Annotated in this window: 17 protein-coding genes; 5 read left to right on the top strand and 12 right to left on the bottom strand. The window is 66.7% G+C overall.

The annotated features are described in order from the left end of the window. From GGQ74_RS16490 to GGQ74_RS10090, 8 genes are all read right to left on the bottom strand, one after another. Complete coding sequence (locus GGQ74_RS16490; RefSeq protein ID WP_167941439.1) at positions 1–1,227, bottom strand: glycosyltransferase; 1,227 nt, start codon at positions 1,225–1,227, stop codon at positions 1–3. Next, positions 1,224–2,234, bottom strand: coding sequence for a GDP-mannose 4,6-dehydratase (locus GGQ74_RS10120; protein ID WP_167941438.1), 1,011 nt, complete (start codon positions 2,232–2,234; stop codon positions 1,224–1,226). Before GGQ74_RS10120 ends, GGQ74_RS16490 begins: the two co-directional genes overlap by 4 nt. Before the next feature lie 66 nt (positions 2,235–2,300). After that, complete coding sequence (locus GGQ74_RS10115) at positions 2,301–3,389, bottom strand: glycosyltransferase family 4 protein (protein ID WP_167941437.1); 1,089 nt, start codon at positions 3,387–3,389, stop codon at positions 2,301–2,303. Beyond that, the gene (locus tag GGQ74_RS10110) at positions 3,386–5,752 is read right to left on the bottom strand and encodes a glycosyltransferase family 4 protein (RefSeq protein WP_167941436.1); all 2,367 of its coding nucleotides are present in this window, start codon (positions 5,750–5,752) and stop codon (positions 3,386–3,388) included. The genes GGQ74_RS10115 and GGQ74_RS10110 overlap by 4 nt, the downstream gene beginning before the upstream one ends. Next, positions 5,749–6,936 (bottom strand): glycosyltransferase family 4 protein, encoded by a 1,188-nt coding sequence (locus GGQ74_RS10105; RefSeq protein WP_167941435.1) that lies wholly within the window; start codon positions 6,934–6,936, stop codon positions 5,749–5,751. Before GGQ74_RS10105 ends, GGQ74_RS10110 begins: the two co-directional genes overlap by 4 nt. Beyond that, on the bottom strand, positions 6,936–8,168 hold the full coding sequence (locus tag GGQ74_RS10100) for a glycosyltransferase family 4 protein (protein ID WP_167941434.1): 1,233 nt from the start codon (positions 8,166–8,168) through the stop codon (positions 6,936–6,938). Before GGQ74_RS10100 ends, GGQ74_RS10105 begins: the two co-directional genes overlap by 1 nt. Then, positions 8,165–9,229, bottom strand: a complete 1,065-nt coding sequence (locus GGQ74_RS10095) for a glycosyltransferase (protein WP_167941433.1) — start codon at positions 9,227–9,229, stop codon at positions 8,165–8,167. Before GGQ74_RS10095 ends, GGQ74_RS10100 begins: the two co-directional genes overlap by 4 nt. Next, positions 9,226–10,128 (bottom strand): alpha-1,2-fucosyltransferase, encoded by a 903-nt coding sequence (locus GGQ74_RS10090; protein ID WP_167941432.1) that lies wholly within the window; start codon positions 10,126–10,128, stop codon positions 9,226–9,228. Before GGQ74_RS10090 ends, GGQ74_RS10095 begins: the two co-directional genes overlap by 4 nt. A gap of 827 nt (positions 10,129–10,955) precedes the next feature. Between GGQ74_RS10090 and GGQ74_RS10085 the strand changes: the two genes are divergently transcribed. Both GGQ74_RS10085 and GGQ74_RS10080 read left to right on the top strand, forming a co-directional pair. Then, the gene (locus GGQ74_RS10085; RefSeq protein ID WP_167941431.1) at positions 10,956–12,401 is read left to right on the top strand and encodes an aminotransferase-like domain-containing protein; all 1,446 of its coding nucleotides are present in this window, start codon (positions 10,956–10,958) and stop codon (positions 12,399–12,401) included. A 258-nt stretch (positions 12,402–12,659) separates the two neighbouring features. Next, a complete protein-coding gene (locus GGQ74_RS10080; protein WP_167941430.1) occupies positions 12,660–14,363 on the top strand; it encodes a glutamine--tRNA ligase/YqeY domain fusion protein in 1,704 nt (567 codons plus the stop codon). A gap of 91 nt (positions 14,364–14,454) precedes the next feature. Here the strand turns inward: GGQ74_RS10080 and GGQ74_RS10075 are convergent, their stop codons facing one another. Continuing rightward, complete coding sequence (locus GGQ74_RS10075) at positions 14,455–15,375, bottom strand: diguanylate cyclase (protein WP_167941429.1); 921 nt, start codon at positions 15,373–15,375, stop codon at positions 14,455–14,457. 392 nt (positions 15,376–15,767) lie between these two features. Here GGQ74_RS10075 and GGQ74_RS10070 point away from each other — a divergent pair, with 392 nt between their 5' ends. After that, a complete protein-coding gene (locus tag GGQ74_RS10070) occupies positions 15,768–16,127 on the top strand; it encodes a hypothetical protein (RefSeq protein WP_167941428.1) in 360 nt (119 codons plus the stop codon). On the opposite strand, the gene GGQ74_RS10065 is transcribed toward GGQ74_RS10070, so the two are convergent. After that, positions 16,124–16,390: a hypothetical protein gene (locus GGQ74_RS10065; RefSeq protein WP_167941427.1), complete on the bottom strand. Its 267-nt coding sequence runs from the start codon at positions 16,388–16,390 to the stop codon at positions 16,124–16,126. The genes GGQ74_RS10070 and GGQ74_RS10065 overlap by 4 nt on opposite strands. Before the next feature lie 74 nt (positions 16,391–16,464). Then, on the bottom strand, positions 16,465–18,201 hold the full coding sequence (locus tag GGQ74_RS10060) for a YeiH family protein (RefSeq protein ID WP_167941426.1): 1,737 nt from the start codon (positions 18,199–18,201) through the stop codon (positions 16,465–16,467). Between the two features lie 646 nt (positions 18,202–18,847). On the opposite strand from GGQ74_RS10060, the gene ilvB reads away from it, so the two are divergent. Continuing rightward, positions 18,848–20,527: an acetolactate synthase large subunit gene (gene ilvB, locus GGQ74_RS10055; RefSeq protein ID WP_167941425.1), complete on the top strand. Its 1,680-nt coding sequence runs from the start codon at positions 18,848–18,850 to the stop codon at positions 20,525–20,527. Further along, the gene (ilvN, locus tag GGQ74_RS10050; protein WP_167941424.1) at positions 20,514–20,828 is read left to right on the top strand and encodes an acetolactate synthase small subunit; all 315 of its coding nucleotides are present in this window, start codon (positions 20,514–20,516) and stop codon (positions 20,826–20,828) included. Before ilvB ends, ilvN begins: the two co-directional genes overlap by 14 nt. Positions 20,829–21,002: 174 nt before the next feature. Here ilvN and GGQ74_RS10045 read toward each other — a convergent pair whose 3' ends face one another. Beyond that, a complete protein-coding gene (locus GGQ74_RS10045) occupies positions 21,003–23,417 on the bottom strand; it encodes a methyl-accepting chemotaxis protein (protein WP_167941423.1) in 2,415 nt (804 codons plus the stop codon). Positions 23,418–23,513: the final 96 nt, after the last annotated feature.

Raw genomic sequence — 23,513 nt, 5'->3', positions numbered from 1 at the left:
CTAGCCTCCGCTCCGCAAAGGTCCGCCCTCGACCGCCCCACGCACGACCTCCTCGAAGGCCCCGGCCACCATGGACCACGCGAAACGCCCGGCGGCGTGCTCGCGAAGCGCCTGCGGATCGTGCCGGTATTCCTGCGGACGGCGCACCACGTCCTCCATCTTCCGCCGCAGGGCCTGCGCGTCGAGTCCGTCGAACACGTGATTGGGGTCCACGGCGGAAAGGATGTCCGGTATGGCCCCCTGCGGCGTACCGAGCACGGGGGTGCCGCAGGCCCACGCCTCGGGAATGACCAATCCGAAGCCCTCCAGAAGCCTCGTGGGCAGAACGAACCAGTCCGCCGCACCGTAGAGGTCCGGCAACTGCTCCTCGTCCACAAAGCCCCAGAAGCGGATGCAGTCCTCCAGCCCGCCGTCGCGCACCAGCGCCCACAGGCTTTCCTCCAGAAGCCCCCGCCCGCCGATGACGCCCATGGCCCGCTCACGCAGAAGCGCACTCCCCGCGAAAGCCTCCACAAAGGTCTCAAGGCCCATGCGCGGCGCGAGGTTGCGCACGGTGAGAAACAGCGTGCGCCCGCCGGGCAGCCGCAGGCGCTCCCGCGCGCCGTCACGTCCGCCTTCCGGTAGCCGGAAGCGGGACATGTCCACCCCGCCGGGAATCCCCACCACCCGGTCCTGATCGGGCCGATGGGCCTCGACGAGCCGCCCCCGCATGTAGTCCGACAGCACGACCACACGGCAAGAACGCCGCACCAGCGCGCGCTCCATGGCCCGCATGAGCCACGCCACCACGCGGTCCGCGAGGTCCACGCCACCGCGAGCCGCCGCACGGATGAGGTATTCCTCGTGCCACGGCGAATGGAAGTAGTACACGCTCGGCACACCCCGGAGCATCCCCGCGAGCCACGGCGCGAAGGCGGGCAGGCTCTGGTGGATGACCGCCACATCGAAATCCCGAGGCGACAGCCCGGCCACGGTCCGCAGGCTTCCGCCAAGCTCCGCCGCCATGCGCCGCGCCAACCCCGCCCCGGAGCCGGGGCAGGCAAAGCGATGCACCACCACACCGGAGTCCAGCGTCTCCTGCGCGGGCAGCGTGCTCCCCGCGTTTCGCGTCACGGCGTGCACCTCGTGTCCCATGCGCGCCAGTTCGATGCTGGACTGTGTGGCCATGCGCCCGGCCCCGCCGGTGGTGTCCGGAAACCACACATCCGCGAAGACGAGAATCCTCACGAACCCACCTCCCACTCTCCGGGAGCGAGACCGCCGCGTCCGGAAAACAGCGCGATGTCCGAATCCACCATCTCATGCACCAGTTCCCGGAAGCCGACGGTCGGCGACCAGCCGAGACCGTCGCGGGCGCGGGCGGCATCGCCGCACAGTTCGTGGACCTCGGCCGGGCGATAAAACGTCTCATCCACCACGAGGTGCTCGCGATAGTCGAGTCCGGCGCGGGTGAAGGCGGCATCGAGGAAATCGCGCACGCTGCGGGTGCGCCCGGTGGCGATGACGTAGTCGCGCGGCTCGTCCTGCTGGAGCATGAGCCACATGGCCCGCACGTAGTCGCGCGCATGCCCCCAGTCCCGCCGGGCGTCGAGGTTGCCGAGGCGAATCTCGCGCTCAAGGCCAAGGCTGATGCGCGCGGCGGCGATGCTGATCTTGCGGGTGACGAACTCCGCCCCCCGGCGCGGGGACTCGTGATTGAACAAAATGCCCGACACCGCGAACATGCCATAGGCCTCGCGGTAGTTCCGGGTCAGCTCCACCCCGGCCATCTTAGAGATGCCGTAGGGCGAGCGCGGATGGAAAGGCGTGTCCTCGTTCTGCGGCGAAACCGGAACATTGCCGAACACTTCGCTGGACCCGGCGAAATAGAACCGACACTGCGGCGCGAGGCGCTTGAGTGCGGAAAGCACGTAATGCGTGCCATTGAGATTGGTCTGGATGGTGGAGAACTCGTCCTCAAAGGAATAGGACACGAAGCTCTGCGCCGCGAGGTGGTAGCACTCGTCGGGCCGCAGGTCCGCGATGATGTTGAACAGGCTGGCGTAACTTTCGAGGGACGCGCTGTGCAGAGTGACGCGGTCGAGAATGTGGAGGATGCGTCGCATGCGGCTGCGCGGGTACTCCAGCGCCACGCGCCGGACCACGCCATGGACCTCGTATCCGCGCTCCAGCAGCAGCTCCGCCAGATAGCTGCCGTCCTGCCCGGTGATTCCGGTGATGATGGCCTTCTTCACGGCGAAAATCCCTCCATTGTCACAACATACGGCAGCTTGCGCGGCCTGTCGAGCAAAGGGGGGCGCTCACCCACGTGCGTCGAGCAGGCCGGAGAGGTCCGCCACGTGCCCTGCCCAGCCCGCCGCGCCGGAAAGCTCCCGCGCCCGCGCCAATCCAGCGGCCCGGCGCGCCTCGCGCTCGGCACGGGCCTCAAGGGACGCCACAGCGCGCGCCCACTGCGCGGGATCGCGAGGGTCCGCAAAAAGCGCGGCGGGGCCGGACGTCTCGCGAAGGACCGGAATATCGCTGACCACGGCGGGCGTCCCGCTGGCCATGGCCTCCAGCGGCGGAAAACCGTAGCCCTCCGCCAGTGACGGCTGGACGAGGCAAAACGCCCCGCGCAGCAGCGCGGACAGCGCACCGGACGGCACGGCCCCAAGCCACGTGGCGCGGGATGTGGGATGCGCGGCGCGCCAGCGCGCGGCCAACACCTCTGGACAGCCCGCCACCACCAGCGGACGCCCAAACTGTGCCGAGGCATCGAGCACCACGCCGAGGTTCTTGTGCGGACGCCCGTTGCCGATGGCCAGCACATACCCCCGCTCCAGGCCCAGCCCGGCAAGAAGACTCTCGTCGTCCGGTTCCGAATCGGGCGAAAAACCTCCGCCAAGCCCCAGATGTCGCACACGTGGGTCGCGCCCGGCGAATCCGACAAGCTCCCGCGTGCTCTCAAGGCTCCAGCGCGAATCGTACCACGTCATGTCCGCCCGGCGCAGGCCGTGGATCAGGCGCAGACGCGCGTAGCGCGCATGGGAACTCCCGGCGTAGTCCGCATGGGTAATGTTCAGCACATCGTGCACGATGTTGACGGCCAGCGGGCCGCGAAGCAGCGGCGGCAGTTTGGCGTAGGGCGACAGCAGGCAGGCGACGCCCCGCCCCCACAGGGCAAGGGCGGCCTCGGCGGCGAAACGGGAACGGGGGAGTTCGCGCATCGCCACGCCGGGAAGCGCGGCAAGCGCCGCCGGTGCGCAGCCCAGACGCACGGCCAGCGTGATGTCGCCAATCCGGCCGCTGCGGGCCAGCGCGTCCACCAGCCCCTCCAGAACGCGCGAAATGCCCGTGCCACGCCCCGGAGCGAACTCCCGCCCGTCAACGAGAACGCTTCGCGCGCTCATGGCTCGTCCTGCACGCGGCACTCGGCCGCCCTGCCTGCGGAATCGGCCGCCAGCACGCGTAGCGCGGCGGCAAGGACCATGTCCGGGGTAATGCGACGCATGCACTCGTGGGTGCCGATACGGCAGTCCGGACCGCCGCAACCCAGACATTCGAGGTCCTCCTCGCGAAGGGCCTCGGTGCGCCCCGCAGGCTCGCGCCGCCAGCGTGGCAGCGGACCGAGCACGCGGACCGTCGGCACGCCACAGACGTCCGCCAGCGCCATTTCCCATGAATCGCCGCCCACGAACAGCGCCGCGCGGCGGCACAGTCCGCGCACGGTCCGCGCGTCCACATCGGGCATGACGGCATAGCCGCCGGTTCCGCGTTCGCGAAAACACCGCGCAAGCCCGCCGTCCGTCCCGCTCATGACGACGATCACCTCGTGCCCGGCCTCGCCGAGCATGGCCGCCAGATCAGCCCACGATGCGGCAGGCCAACGGTCGGCAACGCTGTGTCCACCGGCGGCGACCACCACCAGCGGCGCGACGGCGGACGATACGGCAGCACCATCCACCGCCTCCGCACCGTCATCGTCCTCACCGCCAATCGCATCAAAGGCCGCGCCCGAGCGGTCCGGCACAACCCGCGCCCCCATGAATGCGCACACGGCCCGCGCAAGGCCCGTGAAGGCGCAGGCTCCGGGATTTGGCCCCGGCAGGGCGGACACGGCCACGGACAAAAACGGCTCGCGCTCGCGCCCGCCCCCCGCAAGGCCGACGCAGGGCGCTCCCCCAAGCCGCGCGGCTACGGGCGGCCCAAGCGCCCCGTCCGTCGAAAAATCGCACACCACGCCATAGCCCGCGGCCCGCACGGCCCGCGCCGCACAGAACACGCCGGACACGCCGCGCACGAACCCATGCACCACACGACACCCCGGCACAAGCCGCGCAAGTTCCGCCGACGCGCCATGGGCAAGCACATCCACGCCGCCCGAAACGCTGCGGGCGAGCATGGCCAATCCGGGCAGCGCCTGTGCCATGTCCGCCGCGTCCGCAGGGGCCACCGCCAGCACCTCCCCACGTCCGGCGCATGGGGACCGAAGCGCAAGGCGCGGCAGCAGGCCAAGCGCCGCGCCCACCGCCCAACGAAGCCCACGGCCGCCCCCACGCGCTAGCCGCCGCACGCGCGGCGTCCTGCGCGGTCCCATGCCGTCGCACGCCATCCCGCACATCACGGACAATCCCTCGTACAGCCCCTGCACGCGCCGCACATGGTCGCCAATGGCAAAGCGGGTCACCGCACGTTCGCGGTTGGCGCGGCCCATGCGCTCGCGAAGCGGCCCGTCCTCGGCCAGCCGCCGCAGAATGCGGGCCATGGCCTCCTCGTCGCCTAGGGGAGCCACAAGGGCATGCACGGGCGGCGGCGCGCCCTCGCGCGTCTCGGGAATATCCGTGGCGGCCACGGGCAGGCCCATGCTCATCGCCTCCATGAGCGCACGGCTCAACCCCTCGCCTGTCGAGGGAAGGACGAAGACGTCGAGGGCGGCCAACAGCGCGCGTGGATCGTCGTGCGGCCCGAACACGTCCACCCGCCCGTGAAGCTCCGGCACGGCGGCGAGCCGTCTCACCTCGCGCAGCACGGCCGCGTCGATCATGTTCCCGGCCAGCACCAGCCGCACGGGCGGCAAGGCCCCACCCACGGCCCGCGCCAGCGAACGTAGCAGAAAGGCGTGCCCCTTGCGCGGCACGTAGCTGCCAAGCATGCCGAACAGCACCTCATCCGGCCCCGCACCAAGGCGCTCGCGCCCAGCGCGGCGCAGTTTTGGCGTGTTGTCGAAAAATGCGGCATCAACGCCATTGCGGATGACGGTCAGCCTGTCGCGGACCAACGGACCGAAGCGCGAGAAGCGCATGTCGCGCACGGCGGCGGACACGCAGACCACGCGGTTCGCACCGAGGGCGAGCAGCAAATCGTAGGGGGCGAAATCGGTCTTGGATTCCCGCACGTGCCACACGACGGGACAGTTGAGCATGCGCCCGGCCAGCGCGGCATACAGCGCACTGCGCGAGGTCGAGGCATGCAGGATGTCCGCTCCGGCGTCGCGCAGGGTTCGCGCCAGCCGGACAACGGACCGCATGAAGCGCAGCGGGTGGCGCAACGGCGAGGGCATGGCCGCCTCCACGGTACGCACCCCGGCATCGCGCAGACGCCCGGCCACGGCACCGGGACCGGGCACCACGGCCAAGGGATCGAAGCGCGCGCGGTCCAGCCCGCGCACCAGGGCCACCCCGCTCTCCTCGCCACCGCCAATGAACTGCGCATGGCCGAAGATATAGGCGGGGCAAGGCCGCGCAGTCACACACATGGGGCTTCGCGCCATCATGGGCAGTCCTCCCCCGAGGCGGCGCACAGCACGCGCTCGTAGCCATCGGCCACCGCATCCCACGAATATTCAGCGCAGGCGCGGCGGTATCCGGCCTCGCCCATGGTCCGACGCCGTGCGTCGTCGGCCAGCAGATCGCACACGGCATCGGCAAACGCCTCATGATCGCCCACGGGAACCAGCAGCCCGGTCCGCCCGTGCTCCACCACCTCCGACAGTGCCGGGTCCGCCGAGGCCACCACGGCCCGCCCGCAGGCCATGGCCTGCGCCGCCACGATGCCGAAGGTCTCGTAGGTCGAATGGAACACGAACAAGTCCGAGGCCATGAGCAGCGGATACACCTCGGCGTCGGGCACGAAACCCGGAAAATGCACGTGGCGCGCCACGCCAAGTACCTCGGCCAGCGAGCGCACACGCTCAAGCTGCGCCCCCTTGCCGCCAATGACCAGCACGGCCCCCGGCTCGCGGCGCAGGATGCCCGGCATGGCCCGCACCAGCACGCCCACGCGCTTGACCGGATCGAAGCGTTGCAGCGCGAAGAGCAGACGGCCCCCGTTCGGCACACCGAAGCGTTCCCGCAGTTCGCAGCTTCGGGCCGGGTCTTCCCGGTCGGCCATATCCACGCCGCCCGGAATGATGTGCCCGCGCCGGGACTGCGCACCCCACACCGCCCGGCGGCACCAGTCGGTGATGAAGGTCGTCTCCGTCGAGGCTCCCCCCACCAGCCGATGCCACATCCGCCACAAACGCGGCACGCCGGGGCCGGGCACGTCGCGCCCGGTCAGGGACAACACAGCAGGCACGCCAAGGACGCTGCGCGCGTACGGCACTGCAAGGCCCGTGGGCATGCAGTAGTGAACATTGAGCACATGCGGACGAAAACGGCGCACGGCGCGGTGCACGGCGGCCACGGCCGACAGGGAGAACGGCGGAATGAGCCCCCCCGTGACGCGATGCCCCCGGATACGCATGAGGCTCACCGCGTCGCGGTAGCGCTCCACCTCGAAATTCACCAGATGATCGTAGCCCGGGTCGCCAATGCTCGAAAGAATCGCCTCCGACAGCACCGGAGTGACCAGCCGCACCTCGTGCCGCAGGGCGAGACGCCGCAGGACATGCAACACGAGGAGTTCGGCACCGCCCACGGCGGGCAGGAAGGTCGGGGACAGGGCGAGGATGCGCATCAGGAAGCCCTCCCGGCGTACGCGCCCTCGGACGCTGCCAGCGCAAGAAGCGCCTCCAGCGCGTCGAGATGGCGCTCGGGGGTGAAGCGCCCACGCACGGCCGCATACCCAGCGCGCCCCATGGATCGCGCCAATTTCTGATCTGCAAGGATGGCGTCCATGGCCCCGGCGAGAGCCGCCGCGTCGCGCGGGGGGACCAGTAGCCCCGTGACGCCGTGCTCCAGCCACTGCGTAATGCCGCCGCTGTCGCTGCCCACCACGGGCAGGGCGTGGGCCATGGCCTCCAGCCCCACCAGCGCGAAGGACTCCGGACACACCGAGGGAACCACGGCCAACGCCGCCCGCGCACGCAGCGCCTCAAGCTCCATGCGGTCCATCCAGCCCGCGAATTCCACGCTCGCCGCCACGCCGAGGCGTTCGGCCAGTTCCCGCATGGCCGGGAGGTCCGGCCCGTCTCCGGCCACCACCAACCGAACCGGGCGCGGCAGGTGTGCAAGGGCCGCGAGGAGCACGTCCAGCCCCTTGCCCTTGTTCACCCGCGCCGCGAAGAGGACCAGCGGCGGCGCATCCGCCGGAAACTGCGGGCCAGACGGCTCGCCATGCGGCGTCGGCACAAAATGTTCGATGACCTGCACCCGCGCCGGGGCGAAGCCGTTGTGCAGGAGCACCCCACGGATGTATCCGCTCGGAGCGGCCATGCGCGTGCGGGAACGGTGCATGCGCACAATGCGCCACCGCGCGGTGATGAGCGGCAACCCGATGCGCGGGTCGCGCGGCATGCATCGGTGGATGTAGGCCCGCGCCTGACACAATGGGCCGAGGGGAAACAGGCACGGCTCCGGCGCGCCGCTCGGCGTCCGACGGTTGAGCATCTTCCTGCCGCAGCAAACCAGTTCCACGTCGTGCACGAAGCGCACGCAGGGTAGCTCCCGCGTCAGCAGGTCCACCAGTTCGGGACAAAACACATGGTTGAGGAGCGCCACGTCCGGCCGCTCGCGCCGCAGCAGCTCGCGCACATCGGCCAGCCTGTCGCCAAGGTCCGGGCAGCGGACATGGGTGACCCACGGCACGCACGCACACCGCGCCCCGTCCACGGCGCAGTCCGGCCGCTCGGGACGTCCGTGCAGAACGAGATTGTCGTGCCCGCGCGCGGCAAGGCCCGCGCACTGCAAGGCCATAACGCGTTCGAGCCCGCCCTCGACGAGGTTGAGATTGACGTGGAGAATCCTCATCCCGCGTCCTCCGCGCGCCGCAGCAGCCGCGCCACTGTGCGCCGTAGCCCGCTCCGGGCTTCCCTCCCCGCAAGCGCCGGGTCCAGCGCCATGGCCCGCGCGACCGCCCACGCCGCCCACGGCACCGACACCCGCGCAAGGGCGGCACCTACGTTCCACAGCCGCCGCCCCGCAAGGCGGTCCACGGCCCGCGCCTCGGCTGCGTCACAGCGCATACGCCGGGCAAAGGCCCGCCGCGCCTCGACCACCAGCCGCGCATAGGCCACAAGCCCCGCCACGGCCCGCTCCGGCGCGAGTTCGACGGCACCGGGCACCGCCGCAGGTAGCGCGTTCCAGAACAGTTCCGCCTCGTCCACGTGCCGCCCCGTCAGCCACGACAGATGCGCGGCCCGCGCCCGCGCGTCGGCCTCGCGCTGGCGTCCGGCACGGGCGCTACTCACCGACGCGTCATGACGGCGGTAGACAACGAAGCGCTCGTCAAGGTTGGCGAAGCGCGTACGCCCGGCCAGCCGGGTCCACAGGTCGTGATCCTGCGCCGCGCCGAAGGATTCGTCGTAGCCGCCCACACGGCGCAAAAGCTCCGTTCGCAGGCAGACCGAGGGATGCGCGAAGGGATGCCCGAAGCACAGCGCCCACGAAATCCGCGCGTGGTCGGGATACAGCAGATACTCACCCGCCGGACGCCCCTCGTCGTCCACCATGTCCACCCCGGTACCGACCACGCCCACCTCGGGATGCGCCGCCAAAAAGGCCATCTGCCGCTCCAGACGCTCGGGCCGCGACTCGTCGTCGGCGTCCTGCCGTGCCACCACCGCGCCGCGCGCCGCCGCGAGGGCGCGGTTCAGCGACGCCGCAAGGCCGAGCCGCCGCTCGTTGACGATACACCGCACCCGCGCATCGCCGCACGCAGCGAGAATGTCGCGGCTTGTGTCGGTCGAGGCATCGTCCACCACGATGCATTCGAAATCGGCACAGCTTTGGGCGAGAACGCTCTCAACGGCGTGCCCGAGCCACCGCTCGCCGTCGCGCACGGCCATGAGCACCGACACCGCCGGGGTCATGTCCGCCTCCACGTTGCGGGATAGAGGTCGTCGATCCTGCGCCGCGCCCGGCGCGGGCCGAACCACTTCGCCGGGGCCAGCACCACCGCTCCGGGCCGGCGGTCCAGCCACGCTCCCCACCAACTGAAACTCGAATTGGCGATGACGTGCCGCCCGCACAGGCTCATAAGCCGCATGTCCGCAAGCGGCGCACCCGCGTTGTGATCGACCACGGTCAACGGGTGGCCGAAGTCCAGATGCCCGCGCACCCAATCCGGGTCATCCGAAAAGACGAAGAATTCCGGGGCGGCAAGCCCGCTCGCGGCCATAAGCGCGGCGCGGCGGTACCAGTCCGGCGAGAGCTCGGCGTAAAGCCCCGCCAGCGTGGGGTCGTGGACGTAGTCGCCCCGGCGCACGTGCACGCTCACCGAGTCCGAAGAAAGAATGCGCGCGGCCAGTTCCGCATTGCGGGCGTCCTGCGGCTCGGCAAGGGTCAGTTCCTTGGCCACGGTGGACGATGCGGCGGCGAAATAGCGTTCGCTCTGCCAATAGCCGTCGAGATAGACGTCCCCGGTCAGGCGCTCGAAGGCCGAGGCGTAATGGAAATGCGGTTCGCGAAAGCGAAGGGGGCCGCCACTTCGCCGCGCGCCGCGCACGCGGCAGGCAATCCGCCGCAGCATGCGCGCGGCCCTGCCCCCGCTGGGCGCGGCGGCTACCGGCGGAAAACACTCCAGCTCGGCGGAGGTGACGACCTCGGCACACAGAGGCAGCGAGCCAAGCGCGAACTCCCGCCCGCGCTCGTCCGGAAAGGACGACAGATCGAGGCGCAACGGGGCCTCAAGGCGCAAGGCCAAGGCGCGCCCCGCCGCATACTGGAACATCTGATTGCCCACTCCGCCCATGAGGCGCACCACGATCACGCGGCACACCTCTCGGCGGCACAGGGCGTCCGATCAGTACCGTTCGGCGTCATCATCCCCCAGGTTCCCGTTTTCCGCCCATGGCGGGTCACTCGGTCCAAAACCGATTCAACATGGCCTGCCCGTGTCTTGATGACCACAGGAAAAGTGTACAAGGCAAAGAGCGCCATCCGGGCGCCCGTCCAACACAACGGACCAATGCCCCATGCACTTGCCCGGACAGGACATGATAGCCCATGAACGGATGCGCGCGCAATCCGTACGGAAAACGACGCGGAGGGACTGGCGAAATCGCCATGAGGAACGACCGACAGGAATACAGGGGACGGGGTGAAACCCTCGCGAAGGGGTGGCGAGGCAAATCAGAGGGGCGCAAACTGCACCGATTCAGATGGGGCGAGGTAGGGCGCGCACAGGCGGCAGCGGAAAAAAAGACAAAAAAACAGGGCCGAAGCTTTCGCTTCGGCCCTGTCACCGTCGGTTCGGATTCGATTCGCAACACTCCCGATCTGACGGCTTCGCATAGGGAAGGGATACCGTTCAGCGGGGATCGGGAGGGGTGCCCTACGCCCGCTGATTTCGTCTTGACGGGAAGCAGTAAAACACGGAATCTGTCACCGGGACAGATACAGATTGAAAAAAAAATAGGCGATACAGTTTTTTCCCCCTGCCCCGCCAGACAGCGGGCAAGCCGAGAAAAACTCTGTTCCACTGCGGGGTGCAGGCCTTTGCCCCGTTTCAAACAACCCACCAGCGCATCTGCAATCAGTACAGATCGGGCACGCACCCGATCGTGACCATAACAGTTGGTTTCCAAGGGAACGCCAATGATCGAACAGACGGAAAACTGGAAGGACCAATTCCGCTACCAGTCGGTAGAGCAGCACATCATGGGCCTCATCGAGTCCGGCACGCTCGGCCGGGGGGACAAGCTCCCCTCGCTACGCACCCTGTCGCGCACCATGAGCCTGTCCATATCCACCATCAGCCAGGCCTACGTGGAGCTGGAAAAGAAGGGCGTGGTGGAATCGCGCCCGCGTTCGGGCTTCTTCGTGCGGGCGTCCTCGCACCGGCTGCCCGCGCCCACGCGCTGCGACCCGACCCCCGCCGAGCCCAAGCGCGTGAGCCGCAACAAGCTCATCCTCACCGTGCTCGAAACCGTGGGCAACAAGGAAATCGTGCCGCTCGGCGTCATCTGCCCCGGCACGGAGCTCCTGCCCGGCAAGTCCATGGCCCGCATCATGAATCAGGTGGTGCGCGAGAACGCCGACACCTCGCTGGCCTACGAGACCGTCTCCGGCAATCCGGAGCTGCGCCGACAGCTCGCCTTTCAGGCGCTTGAGCGCGGCGACCGCTTCGGCCCGGACGACATGATCATCACCAACGGCGCCATAGAGGCCGTCTACATCACCCTACGAAGCCTCACCCGCCCCGGCGACATCGTGTGCATCCAGTCGCCAAGCTACTACTGCTTCCTGCAACTGCTCGAAACCCTCGGGCTGCGCGTGGTGGAAATCTCCTCGTGCCCCAACTACGGCATAGACCCCGCCGAACTGCGCGAGGTGCTCGACAAGTACGACATCCGGGCCTGCATCTTCTCGCCGAATTTCAACAACCCGGACGGCAGCCTCACCCCGGACGACGCCAAGAAGGAAATCGTGTCCATGCTCGCCGAGCGCGACATCCCACTCGTGGAGGACGACGTGGCGGGCGATCTGCACTTCGGCCCGGTGCGCCCGGCCACCTTCAAGCATTTCGACGAGCGCGGCCTCGTGGTGCTGTGCTCGTCCTTCTCCAAGACCATCGCCCCCGGCTACCGCATCGGCTGGATGGTTCCGGGCCGCTTCCGCGACAAGGCCCTTGAAATCAAGGCCACCACCAACGTCTGCGGCGCAAGCCCCACCCAGATGGCCGTGGCGGAATTTCTGCGCCAAGGCCTCTACGAACGTCACATCAAGCGCCTACGCGCAGCCTTCGCCAAGCAGGCGGACACCATGCACCTGCACATGGGCCGCCACTTCCCGCCGGGAACGCGCGTCACGCGGCCGCAGGGCGGCATGGTGCTGTGGGTGGAGCTGCCCGAGAGCGTCGATTCCGTAAAGTACTTCTACGCGGCCAAGGCCGAAGGGGTCGGCATCGCGCCGGGGAGCATCTTCTCCACTCAGAACAAGTTCAACAACTTCATCCGCCTGAGCTGCGGCGGCGCATGGACGCCAGAGATCGAAAACGGCCTGTCCGTCCTTGGCGACATAGCCACGGGAATGGCGCGCTAGCCGGGCACGCACGCGGCACGTTCCCCATTTCGCCGCGCTACGCGCACTGGGACGCATGGGGCGGGAATCCTTGTGCGGCGCGGGTCTAACCGACACGCGCCGCATCGCCGCCGTTTGACCGCTCCGGCCTTTTTCCGTATGCACGAGCTACCCGCGCCACATACCCCGCACCGCATGCGCAAACCGTGGCGCATACGAAACATTCATGCGATACTCGGGTCATATCCCGACAACGACGCCCATACAGAGGAAAGACACATGGCAGAGCCTGAAAGCAACGAAACCGGCCGCGTGAAACACTTCATCCGGACCATCATCGACGAGGATCTGGCCTCGGGCAAGGTGGAGAAGGTCCACACCCGCTTCCCCCCGGAGCCGAACGGCTACCTGCACCTTGGACACGCCAAGTCCATCTGCCTGAACTTCGGCCTTGCCGAGGAATATTCGGGCCAGTGCAACCTGCGCCTCGACGACACCAACCCCGTGAAGGAAGATGTCGAATACGTCGAATCCATCAAGGAAGACGTGCGCTGGCTGGGCTTCGACTGGCAGGACCGCCAGTTCTTCGCCTCTGACTACTTCGAGCGCCTCTACGGCTATGCCGAAAAGCTCATCAGCATGGGCAAGGCCTACGTGGACGACCTTTCGGCCGAGGAAATCCGCAAGTATCGCGGCACCCTCACCGAGCCCGGCACCGAGAGCCCGTACCGCAGCCGCGGCGTGGACGAGAACCTCGACCTGTTCCGACGCATGCGCGCTGGCGAATTCGAGGACGGCTCCCGCGTGCTGCGCGCGAAGATCGACATGACGCACCCCAACGTGGTCCTGCGCGACCCCACCATCTATCGCATCCGCAGGGCGCACCACCACCGCACCGGCGACGCGTGGTGCATCTACCCCATGTACGACTTCGCCCACTGCCTCTCCGACGCCATCGAAGGCATCACGCACTCCGTCTGCACGCTGGAATTCGAGAACAACCGTGCCCTCTACGACTGGGTGCTCGACACGCTGGGCATCGCCCCGCGCCCGCACCAGTACGAGTTCGCCCGCCTGAACCTGACCTACACCGTGCTCTCCAAGCGCAAGCTCATCCAGCTCGTGCAGGAAGGCCACGTCTCCGGCTGGGACGACCCGCGCATGCCCACCCTGAGCGGCATCCGCCGTCGCGGCTACCCCGCCGCCGCCCTGCGCGAGTTCTGCGAGCGCATCGGCGTGGCCAAGGCCGACAGCACCGTGGACATCGCCCTGCTGGAGCACTGCGTGCGCGAGAATCTCAACGCCGCCGCCCCGCGCGTGCTCGGCGTCCTCGATCCGGTGAAGGTGGTCATCACCAACTACCCCGAGGATCTGGTGGAAGAGTTCGAAATGCCCTACCACCCCGAGGACGAATCCATGGGCAGCCGCAAGGTACCCTTCTGCCGCGAGCTGTACATCGAGCGCGAGGACTTCATGGAAGAGCCGCCCGCGAAATACTTCCGCCTCGCTCCGGGGCGCGAGGTGCGGCTTCGCTTCTCCTACTACGTCACCTGTCAGGACGTGGTGAAGGACGAAAACGGCACCATCACCGAAATCCACTGCACCTACGATCCCGAAACCCGCGGCGGCTGGTCCAAGGACGGCCGCAAGGTCAAGGGCACCCTACACTGGGTCAGCGCGCGCCACGCCCTGCCCGTGGAGGTGCGCCTGTACGACCACCTCTTCTCCAAGACCGATCCCATGGACGTCGAGGACGACGGCACCTTCCTCGACAACCTGAATCCCGACTCGCTCACGGTGCTGACCGACTGCCGCGTAGAGCCGTCCCTCGCGGACATGAAGCCCGGCACGGTCTGCCAGTTCGAGCGCAAGGGCTACTTCTGCGCCGACGTGAAGGACTCCCGCCCCGGCCATCCGGTCTTCAACCGCACGGCCTCCCTGCGCGACAGCTGGGCCAAGATCCAGCAGAAGTCCGACAAGTAGCGCCCCTTTCGAAACACACGAAAGGCCGTACGGTTCACGAACCGTCCGGCCTTTTTTTCTTATCGCACGCGGTTATCCCGACGCCTGCGGTTCAGGGCAGACTCATGCCCTCCACGCGGTTTCGCCCGCCGTCCTTGGCCCGGTAAAGCATCCTGTCCGCCGTCGTGAGCAGATCCTCCGAATGCTTCTCCTTGCCCGGAATCGTTGTGCACACGCCGACGCTCACGGTGACGTGGTTGGTCACATCGGAATGCTCGTGCATCAGGCCAAGGGATTCGATGGCCTCGCGCATGGTCTGGGCGATGCGCACCGCGCCGTCGAAGTCCGTATCCGGCAGCACCGCAACGAACTCCTCCCCGCCGTAACGGGCCACGAAATCGTGCGGACGCTTGAGCGTGGCCCGCAAGGCCCCGGCCACGTGCCGCAGACAGCCGTCGCCAGCGGCATGGCCGTAATGGTCGTTGAATTTCTTGAAGAAATCGATATCGAGCATGACCACGGACAAGGGGCTGCCCGTGCGCTGCAAACGCCGCCATTCGAGGTCCAGCACCTCGTCGAAACGCCGACGGTTCGGGATGCCCGTCAGTCCGTCGAGGGACGACAGATGCTCCAGAATGTCCGTCTTGCGCTTGAGATCGAGATGGGTGCGCACCCGCGCGCGGACGATGGGAATGCTGAAGGGCTTGGTGATGTAATCCACGGCCCCGAGCTCCAGCCCGCGCATCTCGTCGCCTTCCTGATTCATGGCCGTGATGAAGATGATGGGGATGCCCTGCGTCGTCGACCGGGACTTGAGCTCCCGACAGACCTGATGCCCGTCCATGCCCGGCATGATGATGTCGAGCAGGATAAGATCGGGATGCGGCTCGGCCTCGGCCACGGCGATGGCATCGCGCCCGTTGGTCGCCACGCTGACCTCGTACTCCTCCGAGAGGGCCGAACCGAGGATGCTGATGTTGAACGACGAGTCGTCCACGATCAGAACCCGCTGTTTTTCCGTTCCGCCTTCCATTCAAACCCCTCGCGTGCATTGTGCGAATGCCGGACTCGTCCACCCTCCCCGGTCGAAACCGGACCGTTGCGTTTCGCCAGACCGATGGCGACACGGTACCGTCCACCCTACCACGCCCAACGCAAAAGAGTAAACCGCAAGAACATCCCGTTCGCTCGTCACACGTCCGTCACGCAACCGTCACACAATCGCAACAGCCCCCAAACGACAGGAAGACCGACGGGTATCCGCCGGTCTTCCTGATGGCCGCAGATGCGGCCCGAGCATACGCACAATCCCGCCGGAAACTCCGGCAACGTGTTACGCCTGTTGACGAAAGACTTTCTATCGAACTACGTTGAACAATAGCGGTAGAGGCTTCCCCGCATCATCCCGACACAGGCAGGCGCATCATGCATCCGGCTCACGTCGCGGTTCTCGCCATCGTCATGGGCTTCGTCTCCGTGGATCTCTTCTCGCGGGCATGGATGGGGCTCATGTCCCTCGTCGCCTCGGCCGTGCTGGCGCATCGCGACGAACTCGCCGGGCGGGAACTGCGCTCCCGCCTGCACACGGCGCTTGCCGTCATGCTGCTCAACGCCGGACTGCTCGCCGTGCTCTTCCACTTCTACAGCCGAGTCCACGGCCTCGGCACGACCACCCTCGAATGCCTGCTCTACCTCATTGCCGCCTCGGTGCGCATGCTCGTCTTCCTGCGCGGCGTCTCGCGCCGCATCGACGAGATGCTCACCCCGGGGCGCGACGGACGCTAGTCCACCTGCGCGGCGGGATGCGGTCCACTCGGCGTATAGTCGAAGGTGCTGCGCGCGCCGATGTTGGCGTGCCCCACGCACTCGACATCCGTGTAGTAGAACTCGCCCGTCTCGATGTTGGACTCGTCCACGAAATCAGCCATGCGGCGCATCTCCGGAACGGCATTGACCAGCGCCGGACAGGCCACGAACACCACCACCATCGTCACCAGCACGGCAGCCGCGAAGGACAGCCAACGCCCGGCGAAACTTTTCTCCTGCATCTCGAATCTCCTTGCTGCAAACCGAAAATGGCGGGAGCCGATGGCTCCCGCCGTCGCGATCGGAACCGACGCCGTCAGATCTTGGCGGTGATGTCGGGGAAGACCAGATAGAACATGATGTAGGCCATGATCAGGGTCAGCACGAGGTTGAGGGACTGACCGCACACGTACAGGATGAGCGGCTTGCCGCCCTTGAAGTACGACTTCAGCTCGCGGAAGTTGGTGGCAAGGCCGATGGCCGCGAAGCTCATGCAGAAGAACCAGCCACGGAAGATCTTGCTGAAGCCGCGGATCACGCCGTGGTCAACCACGGAGAAGCCCACGTCGGAGCCGAGCGCGCCGTACATCACCGAGAAGATGATGGATGCGGAGATGAAGCCCAGCACGAACTTGGGGAAGCGGTTCCAGATTTCGATCCAGCCCACGGTCTTGCCTGCCTCGCACTCCACCTTGGCGCACCAGTACACGGCCACGCCGAATGCCGTCACGCCGATGAGGACGTTCTGGATCATCTTGATGGTGGCGGCCACGTAGAGGGCCTTCTCAGACAGGAACGCGCCGGCAGCAGCCACGGCGCCCGTGGCGTCGATGGTGCCGCCCATCCACGCGCCGCCGAGGATGAAGGGCATGCCCGTGGCCTTGATGACGGCAGGCATGACGATCATCATGATCGAGGTGAACACCAGCGACAGGCCGATGGACAGGGTCAGCTCCTCCTTCTTGGCGCGGCAGGCGGCTGCGGTGGCGATAGCCGCCGAGGTGCCGCACACGGACATGTCGGCGGAGATGACCATGTTCAGCGTTTTGGACGGAATCTTCAGCACCTTCTGGCCGAAGATGAAGGTGGAGATGAGCACGATGGGGGTGACCACCCACGCCACGAAGATGCCCGGAACGCCGATGGCGATGATCTTGTTGAAGAGCACCTCGGCGCCCAGCAGGACGAGACCGGTCTTGATGTAGAATTCCACCTGCAACGCGGGCTTGACCCACTTGGGGGTACCCACGGTATTGGAGATGAGCATGCCGAGGAAGATGGCCCACGCGGCGTAGCCGATGCCGTAATGCTTCATCGTGGCCTGATAGGCCATGAAGTAGGACAGCACGCCGATGAGGAACACAAACCAGAATCCCTTGAGGAACGCCGTGGCGCTATGGCCCATGGCCTTCATGCCCACGGAGAACAGCAGGCCGATGACGACCATGAGTCCGGCGAGAGTCGGGAAGCGGTTGAAGGCGTGATGGCCGATCTTCTTCTTCACCGACTTCGCCTTGGACTTGGCCTTGAGCCAGTTCTGGATGCCATCCTCGGCGGCGGTGTTGAGTTCGGCGTTCATGAACCCGGCGGCAGCGGCTGCCTCCTCAGCGACGACGGCGACGGTACGCGCCTCGGCTGCGACGGCCTTGGCGGCCTCGTACTTGGGCATGGCTGCCGCGTTCAACTCTGCGGCGCGCTCGCTGGACATGTAGAAGCTATCCAGCGGATTGTCCTTCCAGTTGCCGGGCGCTGCGGTCCAGCTCTTGATGGACTTGCCAATGGCGGACTTGCTGGCCTGCACGCCTTCCTTCTTGTCCTGCGCCTCGTAGTAGGCCACGGTCTTGAAAGGTGCGCGCTCGGCCTCGGCGGCCATGATGGAATTGGCCCGCGCGAAGGTCTCGTCCATATCCTTGGGCACGTTGTTGAAATAGATCAGCCCGCCCACCAGAAGCAGGAAGAAGCCGAGCCAAATGGCCAGATAATCTTCCTTCCTCCACAGGTCGGACCACGAACTCGACGAGCTATCGACCACAATGTTGCTGTTCTCGGACATGAGCCTCGAATCCTCCTTGGAAAGTGAATGGTGCGACGCGACTGCGGCAGGCGTGCTAACCGGGCAGGGATCGGTGGCCACGGCGCAGCGCGTCGTTCGTCTCGCAGGGACTGGAGGCCCGCATAGCAACACTCGTTCCAAAAGGAACAATCTCTTTCATCATACTGTTTTTATTTGATATGCATGGACTGACGCACGCAATGCGCCCGCTCTTACGACCGCGAACATGCTAACTCAAGGACGCACCTTGCCAACACGGGGATGCGAAGTGGCGAAAATCCACGCCCCGCCGGAGCCTGCGGCAACGATCATCCTCCATCCGCAAAAAATTGTCTTCGAGCGTATTGACTTGCGAAGGCAAGGCTCGTAGCCTTAGGCCTTCACGCTGTAACGATTCGCAACAAAGGAAACCGACCCCCATGCTACGCAACACTACCTCTACCATCACCTTCGCCGGCAACGGCCTGGTATTCGTAGGCGTAGTAGTACGCGTAGTACGCACTATTGCGTCGTAACGGGTCAGGTCCACACAACACAGCTGTACAGATCCCCCGCCGGCGCAGAGCCGGCGGGGGATTTTTCTTGCACCAGAAGTGCGCGCCGGCCCTGCTCCACCCGGGGACACCCCAAGGAAGGAGAACGGGATATGAAATGCACCGGCGCGGAAATCGTCATCCGTCTGCTTGAGCGTCAGGGAATCCGCACCATCGCGGGCATTCCCGGCGGCGCGAACCTCCCCCTGTACGACGCCCTCTCCAAGAGTCCGTGCATCCGCCACGTTCTGGCGCGGCACGAACAGGGCGCGGGCTTCATGGCCCAGGGCATGGCCCGCGTCAGCGGCCGCCCGGCAGTGTTCTTCGCCACGTCCGGTCCCGGCGCGACGAACACTCTCACCGCCATCGCCGACGCCAAGCTCGACTCCATCCCCCTCATCTGCATCACCGGGCAGGTGCCGCGCAGCCAGATGGGGACAGACGCATTTCAGGAGGTGGACACCTACGGCCTGTCCGTGCCCATCACCAAGCACAACTTCCTCGCCCGCTCCGCATCCGAACTCCTGTCCATCATCCCCGAGGCATTTCGCATCGCCGCATCCGGACGCCCCGGCCCCGTGCTCATCGACATCCCCAAGGACGTCCAGACCCAGACCATCGACATCGACGCATGGCCCGAACCCGGCCGCCCCGACCGTGCGCCCGAATTCTCGCAGGCCACCATCCGCCGCGCGGCGGACCTCATCAACGCCGCCAAGCGCCCCGTGCTCTACCTCGGCGGCGGCGTCATCGCCGCAGGTGCGGGCGGGCTGGCCACTCGCCTCGCCGAAAAGACCGGCATGCCCGTGACCATGACCCTCATGGGCCTTGGCGCGGTGCCCGCCGATCATCCGCTGTCCATGGGCATGCTGGGCATGCACGCCGCCCGCTACACCAACATGGCGCTTGAGGAATGCGACCTGCTCATCGCCGCTGGCGTGCGCTTCGACGACCGCGCCACCGGCCTTGCCAACCAGTTCTGCCCGCAGGCCGCCATCATCCACATCGACATCGACGCCAGCGAACTCGACAAGATCAAGTCGTCCTGCGTGGGCATCACCGGCGATATCCGCGAAGTGCTCGACGCGCTCATCCCCATGACGCAGACAGCGCCCCGCGCCGCATGGCTCAACCGCATCAAGGAGCTGCGGACCATCAATCCGCCCACCCTGCCCGGCTCCGACGATCCGCGCTCGCCCTACGGTCTCATCCGGCTGGCGGCGCGCATGCTCGGCGACGACGCCATCATCACCACGGACGTCGGCCAGCACCAGATGCGCACCGCGCAGGCCTATCCCTTCCGCCGCCCCCGCCAGTGGCTGACCTCTGGCGGGCTTGGCACCATGGGCTTTGGCGTGCCTGCGGCCATTGGCGCGGCGCTGGCCAGTCCGGGCCGCACGGTGGTCTGCGTGAGCGGCGACGGCAGCATCCTCATGAACATTCAGGAGCTGGCCACCGCCGTGGAAGAGAACGCCAACATCAAAATCATCCTCATGAACAACAACGCGCTGGGCCTCGTGCACCAGCAGCAGGACATGTTCTACGACGGCAACATCTTCGCCTCGGACTACCGGGCGCGCGTGGACTTCGTGAAGATCGCCGAGGGATTCGGCGTGCGCGCCTACGACCTCGCCGATGGCGACCCGGCGGACATCCTCGCCAGCGCCTTTTCCGTGCCCGGCCCTTGCCTCGTGCACGCGCCGGTGCCGAACATCGAAAACGTCTATCCCATGGTGCCTCCCGGTGCCGCCAACAAGGAGATGATCGGAGGTGAAGCCCATGCGACAGCCTGATATCCACGCCACACTTCTTGATGCGGCACGCACCACCGTGCTCGAACTCCTCGTGAAGAACCACCCCGGCGTCATGTCCCACGTGTGCGGACTCTTCGCCCGGCGCGCCTTCAACGTGGAAGGAATTCTCTGCATGCCCGTCAGCGATGGAACCACCAGCCGCATCTGGCTGCTCGTGGACCGCGACGGACGCCTTGACCAGATGATCAAGCAGGCCCGCAAGCTGGAAGACGTCATCGACGTCACCCGCCACGACGACGGCCATCACGTGTTCTCCGGACTGGAAGCGGCCTTCCGCTAACCAGCCCAAACACGCCGGGCGCGGGAATAGGGGTATTACCGCGCCCGTGGGCCGCCCCGCGGGGCACGGCTTCGCTCATAGGGAATAGGGCCGGTGGATCGCACCACCGGCCCTTTCACATTTCGGGAAGGATGGGGGAAAGGGCGGCCCGGACGGGACACGCCCTGAGGGGCATCAGCCGCGCATGCCGCCGATGATGTCGCGAATGCGCTCCACCTCGCGTTCGAGCGCTACGACGCCCTGCACGGATTTATCCATGGCCTGCGCGGTTTCCGCGGCGATGCGGTCGATCTCCGTGGCCGAGCGCGATATCTGCTCGCTCGCGGCGGACTGCTCCTCCGCAGCGGTGGCGATGCTCTGCACCTTGCCGCTGGACTCGCCCGTCAGCGCCATGATCCGCTCCAGCGCCTCGCGCGCGTTGCGGGCGAGCTTCGCGCTCTCTTCCACCTCGCCATCAGCCCGCGCCATGGCCTCGATGCTGCCGCGCGTCTCGGACTGGATGGCCTTCACCGCCTCGCCGACCTCCTTGGTGGCGGCCATCGTCTTCTCCGCCAGCTTGCGCACCTCGTCCGCCACCACGGCGAAGCCGCGTCCGGCGTCTCCGGCGCGGGCGGCCTCGATGGCGGCGTTGAGCGCCAGCAGGTTCGTCTGGTCCGCTATGTCGTTGATGACGTTCATCACGCTGCCGATGCCGTCCACGCGCTGGCCCAGGCTGTCCATGTCCCCCCGCAGGCTGCGGATGCTGTCGCGCACGGCAACGATGGCATCCACGGAATTCGCGACCACCGCGCCGCCGCTTCTGGCGTATTCCTGCGCGTCCTCGGCGCTGCGGGCGGCGTCCGCCGCATTGCGCGCCACTTCGAGCACCGTGGCGTTCATCTCCTCGATGGCGGTCACGGTCTCCGAGACGCGGTCCTTCTGCATCTCCGAGCGCTTCATGGACGTCTTGGCTGCTTCGCCAAGACAATCCACGGCCTCGCGCACCTCCACGCTCGCCTCGTCGGCCTCCACGGCGGCGGCCTCGATGCGCCGATGCTGCTCAGCCACGGCGGCCTGCTCGCGGCGCAGTTCCGTCACATCGTTCCAGAAGGTGATGCCGCCGATGAGCGAACCGTCCGCCCCGTAGAGGGGCCGCACGTCAATGAGATACTCGCCCGTGCGCCCATCGAGACTCGTATAGCGGAATTCCACGCCACTACGAGGCTTCCGGTCCGCCAGCGCCTTGGAAAGGACGACAGGGCGCGAGGAGTCGTTGAACAGGAACGTGCTCAGATGCATGCCGATGTAATCCTTCGGCTCGCCGCCGCGTCCCGTATGCCGCAGCATGCTCCGGCTACAGGCCGTGATCGAGAGGTTCACGTCCGTCACCGCAAAGGGATTGGCTATGCCATCCAGCACGGCGGTCATGAAACCCTTCTCCGTCTGGAGCCGACCGATGATGTCCACGGTCATCGCGTGCAGCGCATTGCCAAGGCGGCCTATCTCGTCGTTCCCCATGCGGCCCATGGACGCCGAGAAATCGCCGCTGGCCACGGCCTGCGCGTAGGCACCCACCCTGCGCAGCGGACGCACCACCATACACTGCGTCAGGACGAACAGCGCCCCGGCCAGCGCCAGCAGCATCACGCCGTTCGAAAGCACGATGAAATTGCGAATATCCTTGGCACCGGCGAGAATCTCGCTTTTGTCCTGCCGCGAGCAGATGAACCAGTCGTGCAGAATATTGCCGCTAGGGATGTCGATCTTTCGCGCGTGGTAGACGCGGGCATCCTTGCCTTCGCCCAGTTCGAAATTCTGTTCGCCGCCCGAAATGCGCCGTAGCGAGTCCGCATGCCCTGCGGACGCCTCGCTGTTCAGGATGGCCGAGGCATCGGGGTGGGCGATGAGCATGTTCCTGTCGTCCGAAAAGAACAGGAAGCCCGTTTCGCCAATCCTGACGTCCTTGACAAAGGCATCAGAAAAATAGCTCATGGTGGGCGCGAGGATCAGCGTGCCGACGACCCGCCCACCCTTGCGCACCGGCGCGGCCACCACGAAAATGGGGTTGCCCCGCAGAAGGCTCGGATAGACCTGACTGACGAAGAAGGGACGTCCCTCGCGCGTCGCCTTGACGAAGCTCAACTGTGCCCCGCCCTTGCCGATGGTCTTCCCGCCCACGGTGTCGATGAAGAAGCTGCCATCCTTCACCATGCGCGTTCCGTCCGAAGTCTCAACGGCAAAGGAATCGCCGGAGTCCATAACCGCCGCCAACGGGATGTTCTCGTAGAAGCCGTAGGCATCGTGGAAGCGCTGGAGCACCACCTGCGCCTGCGCGGCCTTCTCCCTGTCCCGAGGATCGGCGCAGGCCTCGATAACGGCATCGTTGCGCGAAAGGGCCTGCGCCAGCCGCACCTGCGAGTCCATCCACGCCTCGAGGGCGCGCGCCGCGTCATCGACAATTATCCGCGACGCCTCGTCAGCCTTACGGATTTCCTCCTGCGTCTGACGCTCGAACATCACCCACCCGGCAGCGCCCCCCATGCCCACGAGCAGCACAAGAACGCAGACAATGTACCGCAGCGCAATGCTGCGCCCGAAAAAGCCTACCATACCGCAACCTCCGCGATTGATGCCTTGCGCATCATGATTGTGAAGTACACGTTCGCCCCAATACACTCTTCGCGGATTTTCCTGCATGGCGGGGCA

Origin of the sequence: Desulfobaculum xiamenense (assembly GCF_011927665.1) — a bacterium.
In the GTDB taxonomy this organism is placed as follows: Bacteria; Desulfobacterota; Desulfovibrionia; order Desulfovibrionales; family Desulfovibrionaceae; genus Desulfobaculum; species Desulfobaculum xiamenense.
The sequence above is the reverse complement of the archived record's forward strand: the minus strand, read 5'-3'. Positions and strand labels throughout refer to the sequence as shown.

Coding starts and splice junctions, on each gene's coding strand:
- GGQ74_RS10115 (WP_167941437.1), bottom strand. CDS start 3,389: ATGAGCGCGCGAAGCGTTCTCGTTGACGGGCGGGAGTTCGCTCCGGGG.
- GGQ74_RS10110 (WP_167941436.1), bottom strand. CDS start 5,752: ATGATGGCGCGAAGCCCCATGTGTGTGACTGCGCGGCCTTGCCCCGCC.
- GGQ74_RS10105 (WP_167941435.1), bottom strand. CDS start 6,936: ATGCGCATCCTCGCCCTGTCCCCGACCTTCCTGCCCGCCGTGGGCGGT.
- GGQ74_RS10100 (WP_167941434.1), bottom strand. CDS start 8,168: ATGAGGATTCTCCACGTCAATCTCAACCTCGTCGAGGGCGGGCTCGAA.
- GGQ74_RS10095 (WP_167941433.1), bottom strand. CDS start 9,229: ATGACCCCGGCGGTGTCGGTGCTCATGGCCGTGCGCGACGGCGAGCGG.
- GGQ74_RS10085 (WP_167941431.1), top strand. CDS start 10,956: ATGATCGAACAGACGGAAAACTGGAAGGACCAATTCCGCTACCAGTCG.
- GGQ74_RS10080 (WP_167941430.1), top strand. CDS start 12,660: ATGGCAGAGCCTGAAAGCAACGAAACCGGCCGCGTGAAACACTTCATC.
- GGQ74_RS10075 (WP_167941429.1), bottom strand. CDS start 15,375: ATGGAAGGCGGAACGGAAAAACAGCGGGTTCTGATCGTGGACGACTCG.
- GGQ74_RS10070 (WP_167941428.1), top strand. CDS start 15,768: ATGCATCCGGCTCACGTCGCGGTTCTCGCCATCGTCATGGGCTTCGTC.
- GGQ74_RS10065 (WP_167941427.1), bottom strand. CDS start 16,390: ATGCAGGAGAAAAGTTTCGCCGGGCGTTGGCTGTCCTTCGCGGCTGCC.
- GGQ74_RS10060 (WP_167941426.1), bottom strand. CDS start 18,201: ATGTCCGAGAACAGCAACATTGTGGTCGATAGCTCGTCGAGTTCGTGG.
- ilvB (WP_167941425.1), top strand. CDS start 18,848: ATGAAATGCACCGGCGCGGAAATCGTCATCCGTCTGCTTGAGCGTCAG.
- ilvN (WP_167941424.1), top strand. CDS start 20,514: ATGCGACAGCCTGATATCCACGCCACACTTCTTGATGCGGCACGCACC.
- GGQ74_RS10045 (WP_167941423.1), bottom strand. CDS start 23,417: ATGGTAGGCTTTTTCGGGCGCAGCATTGCGCTGCGGTACATTGTCTGC.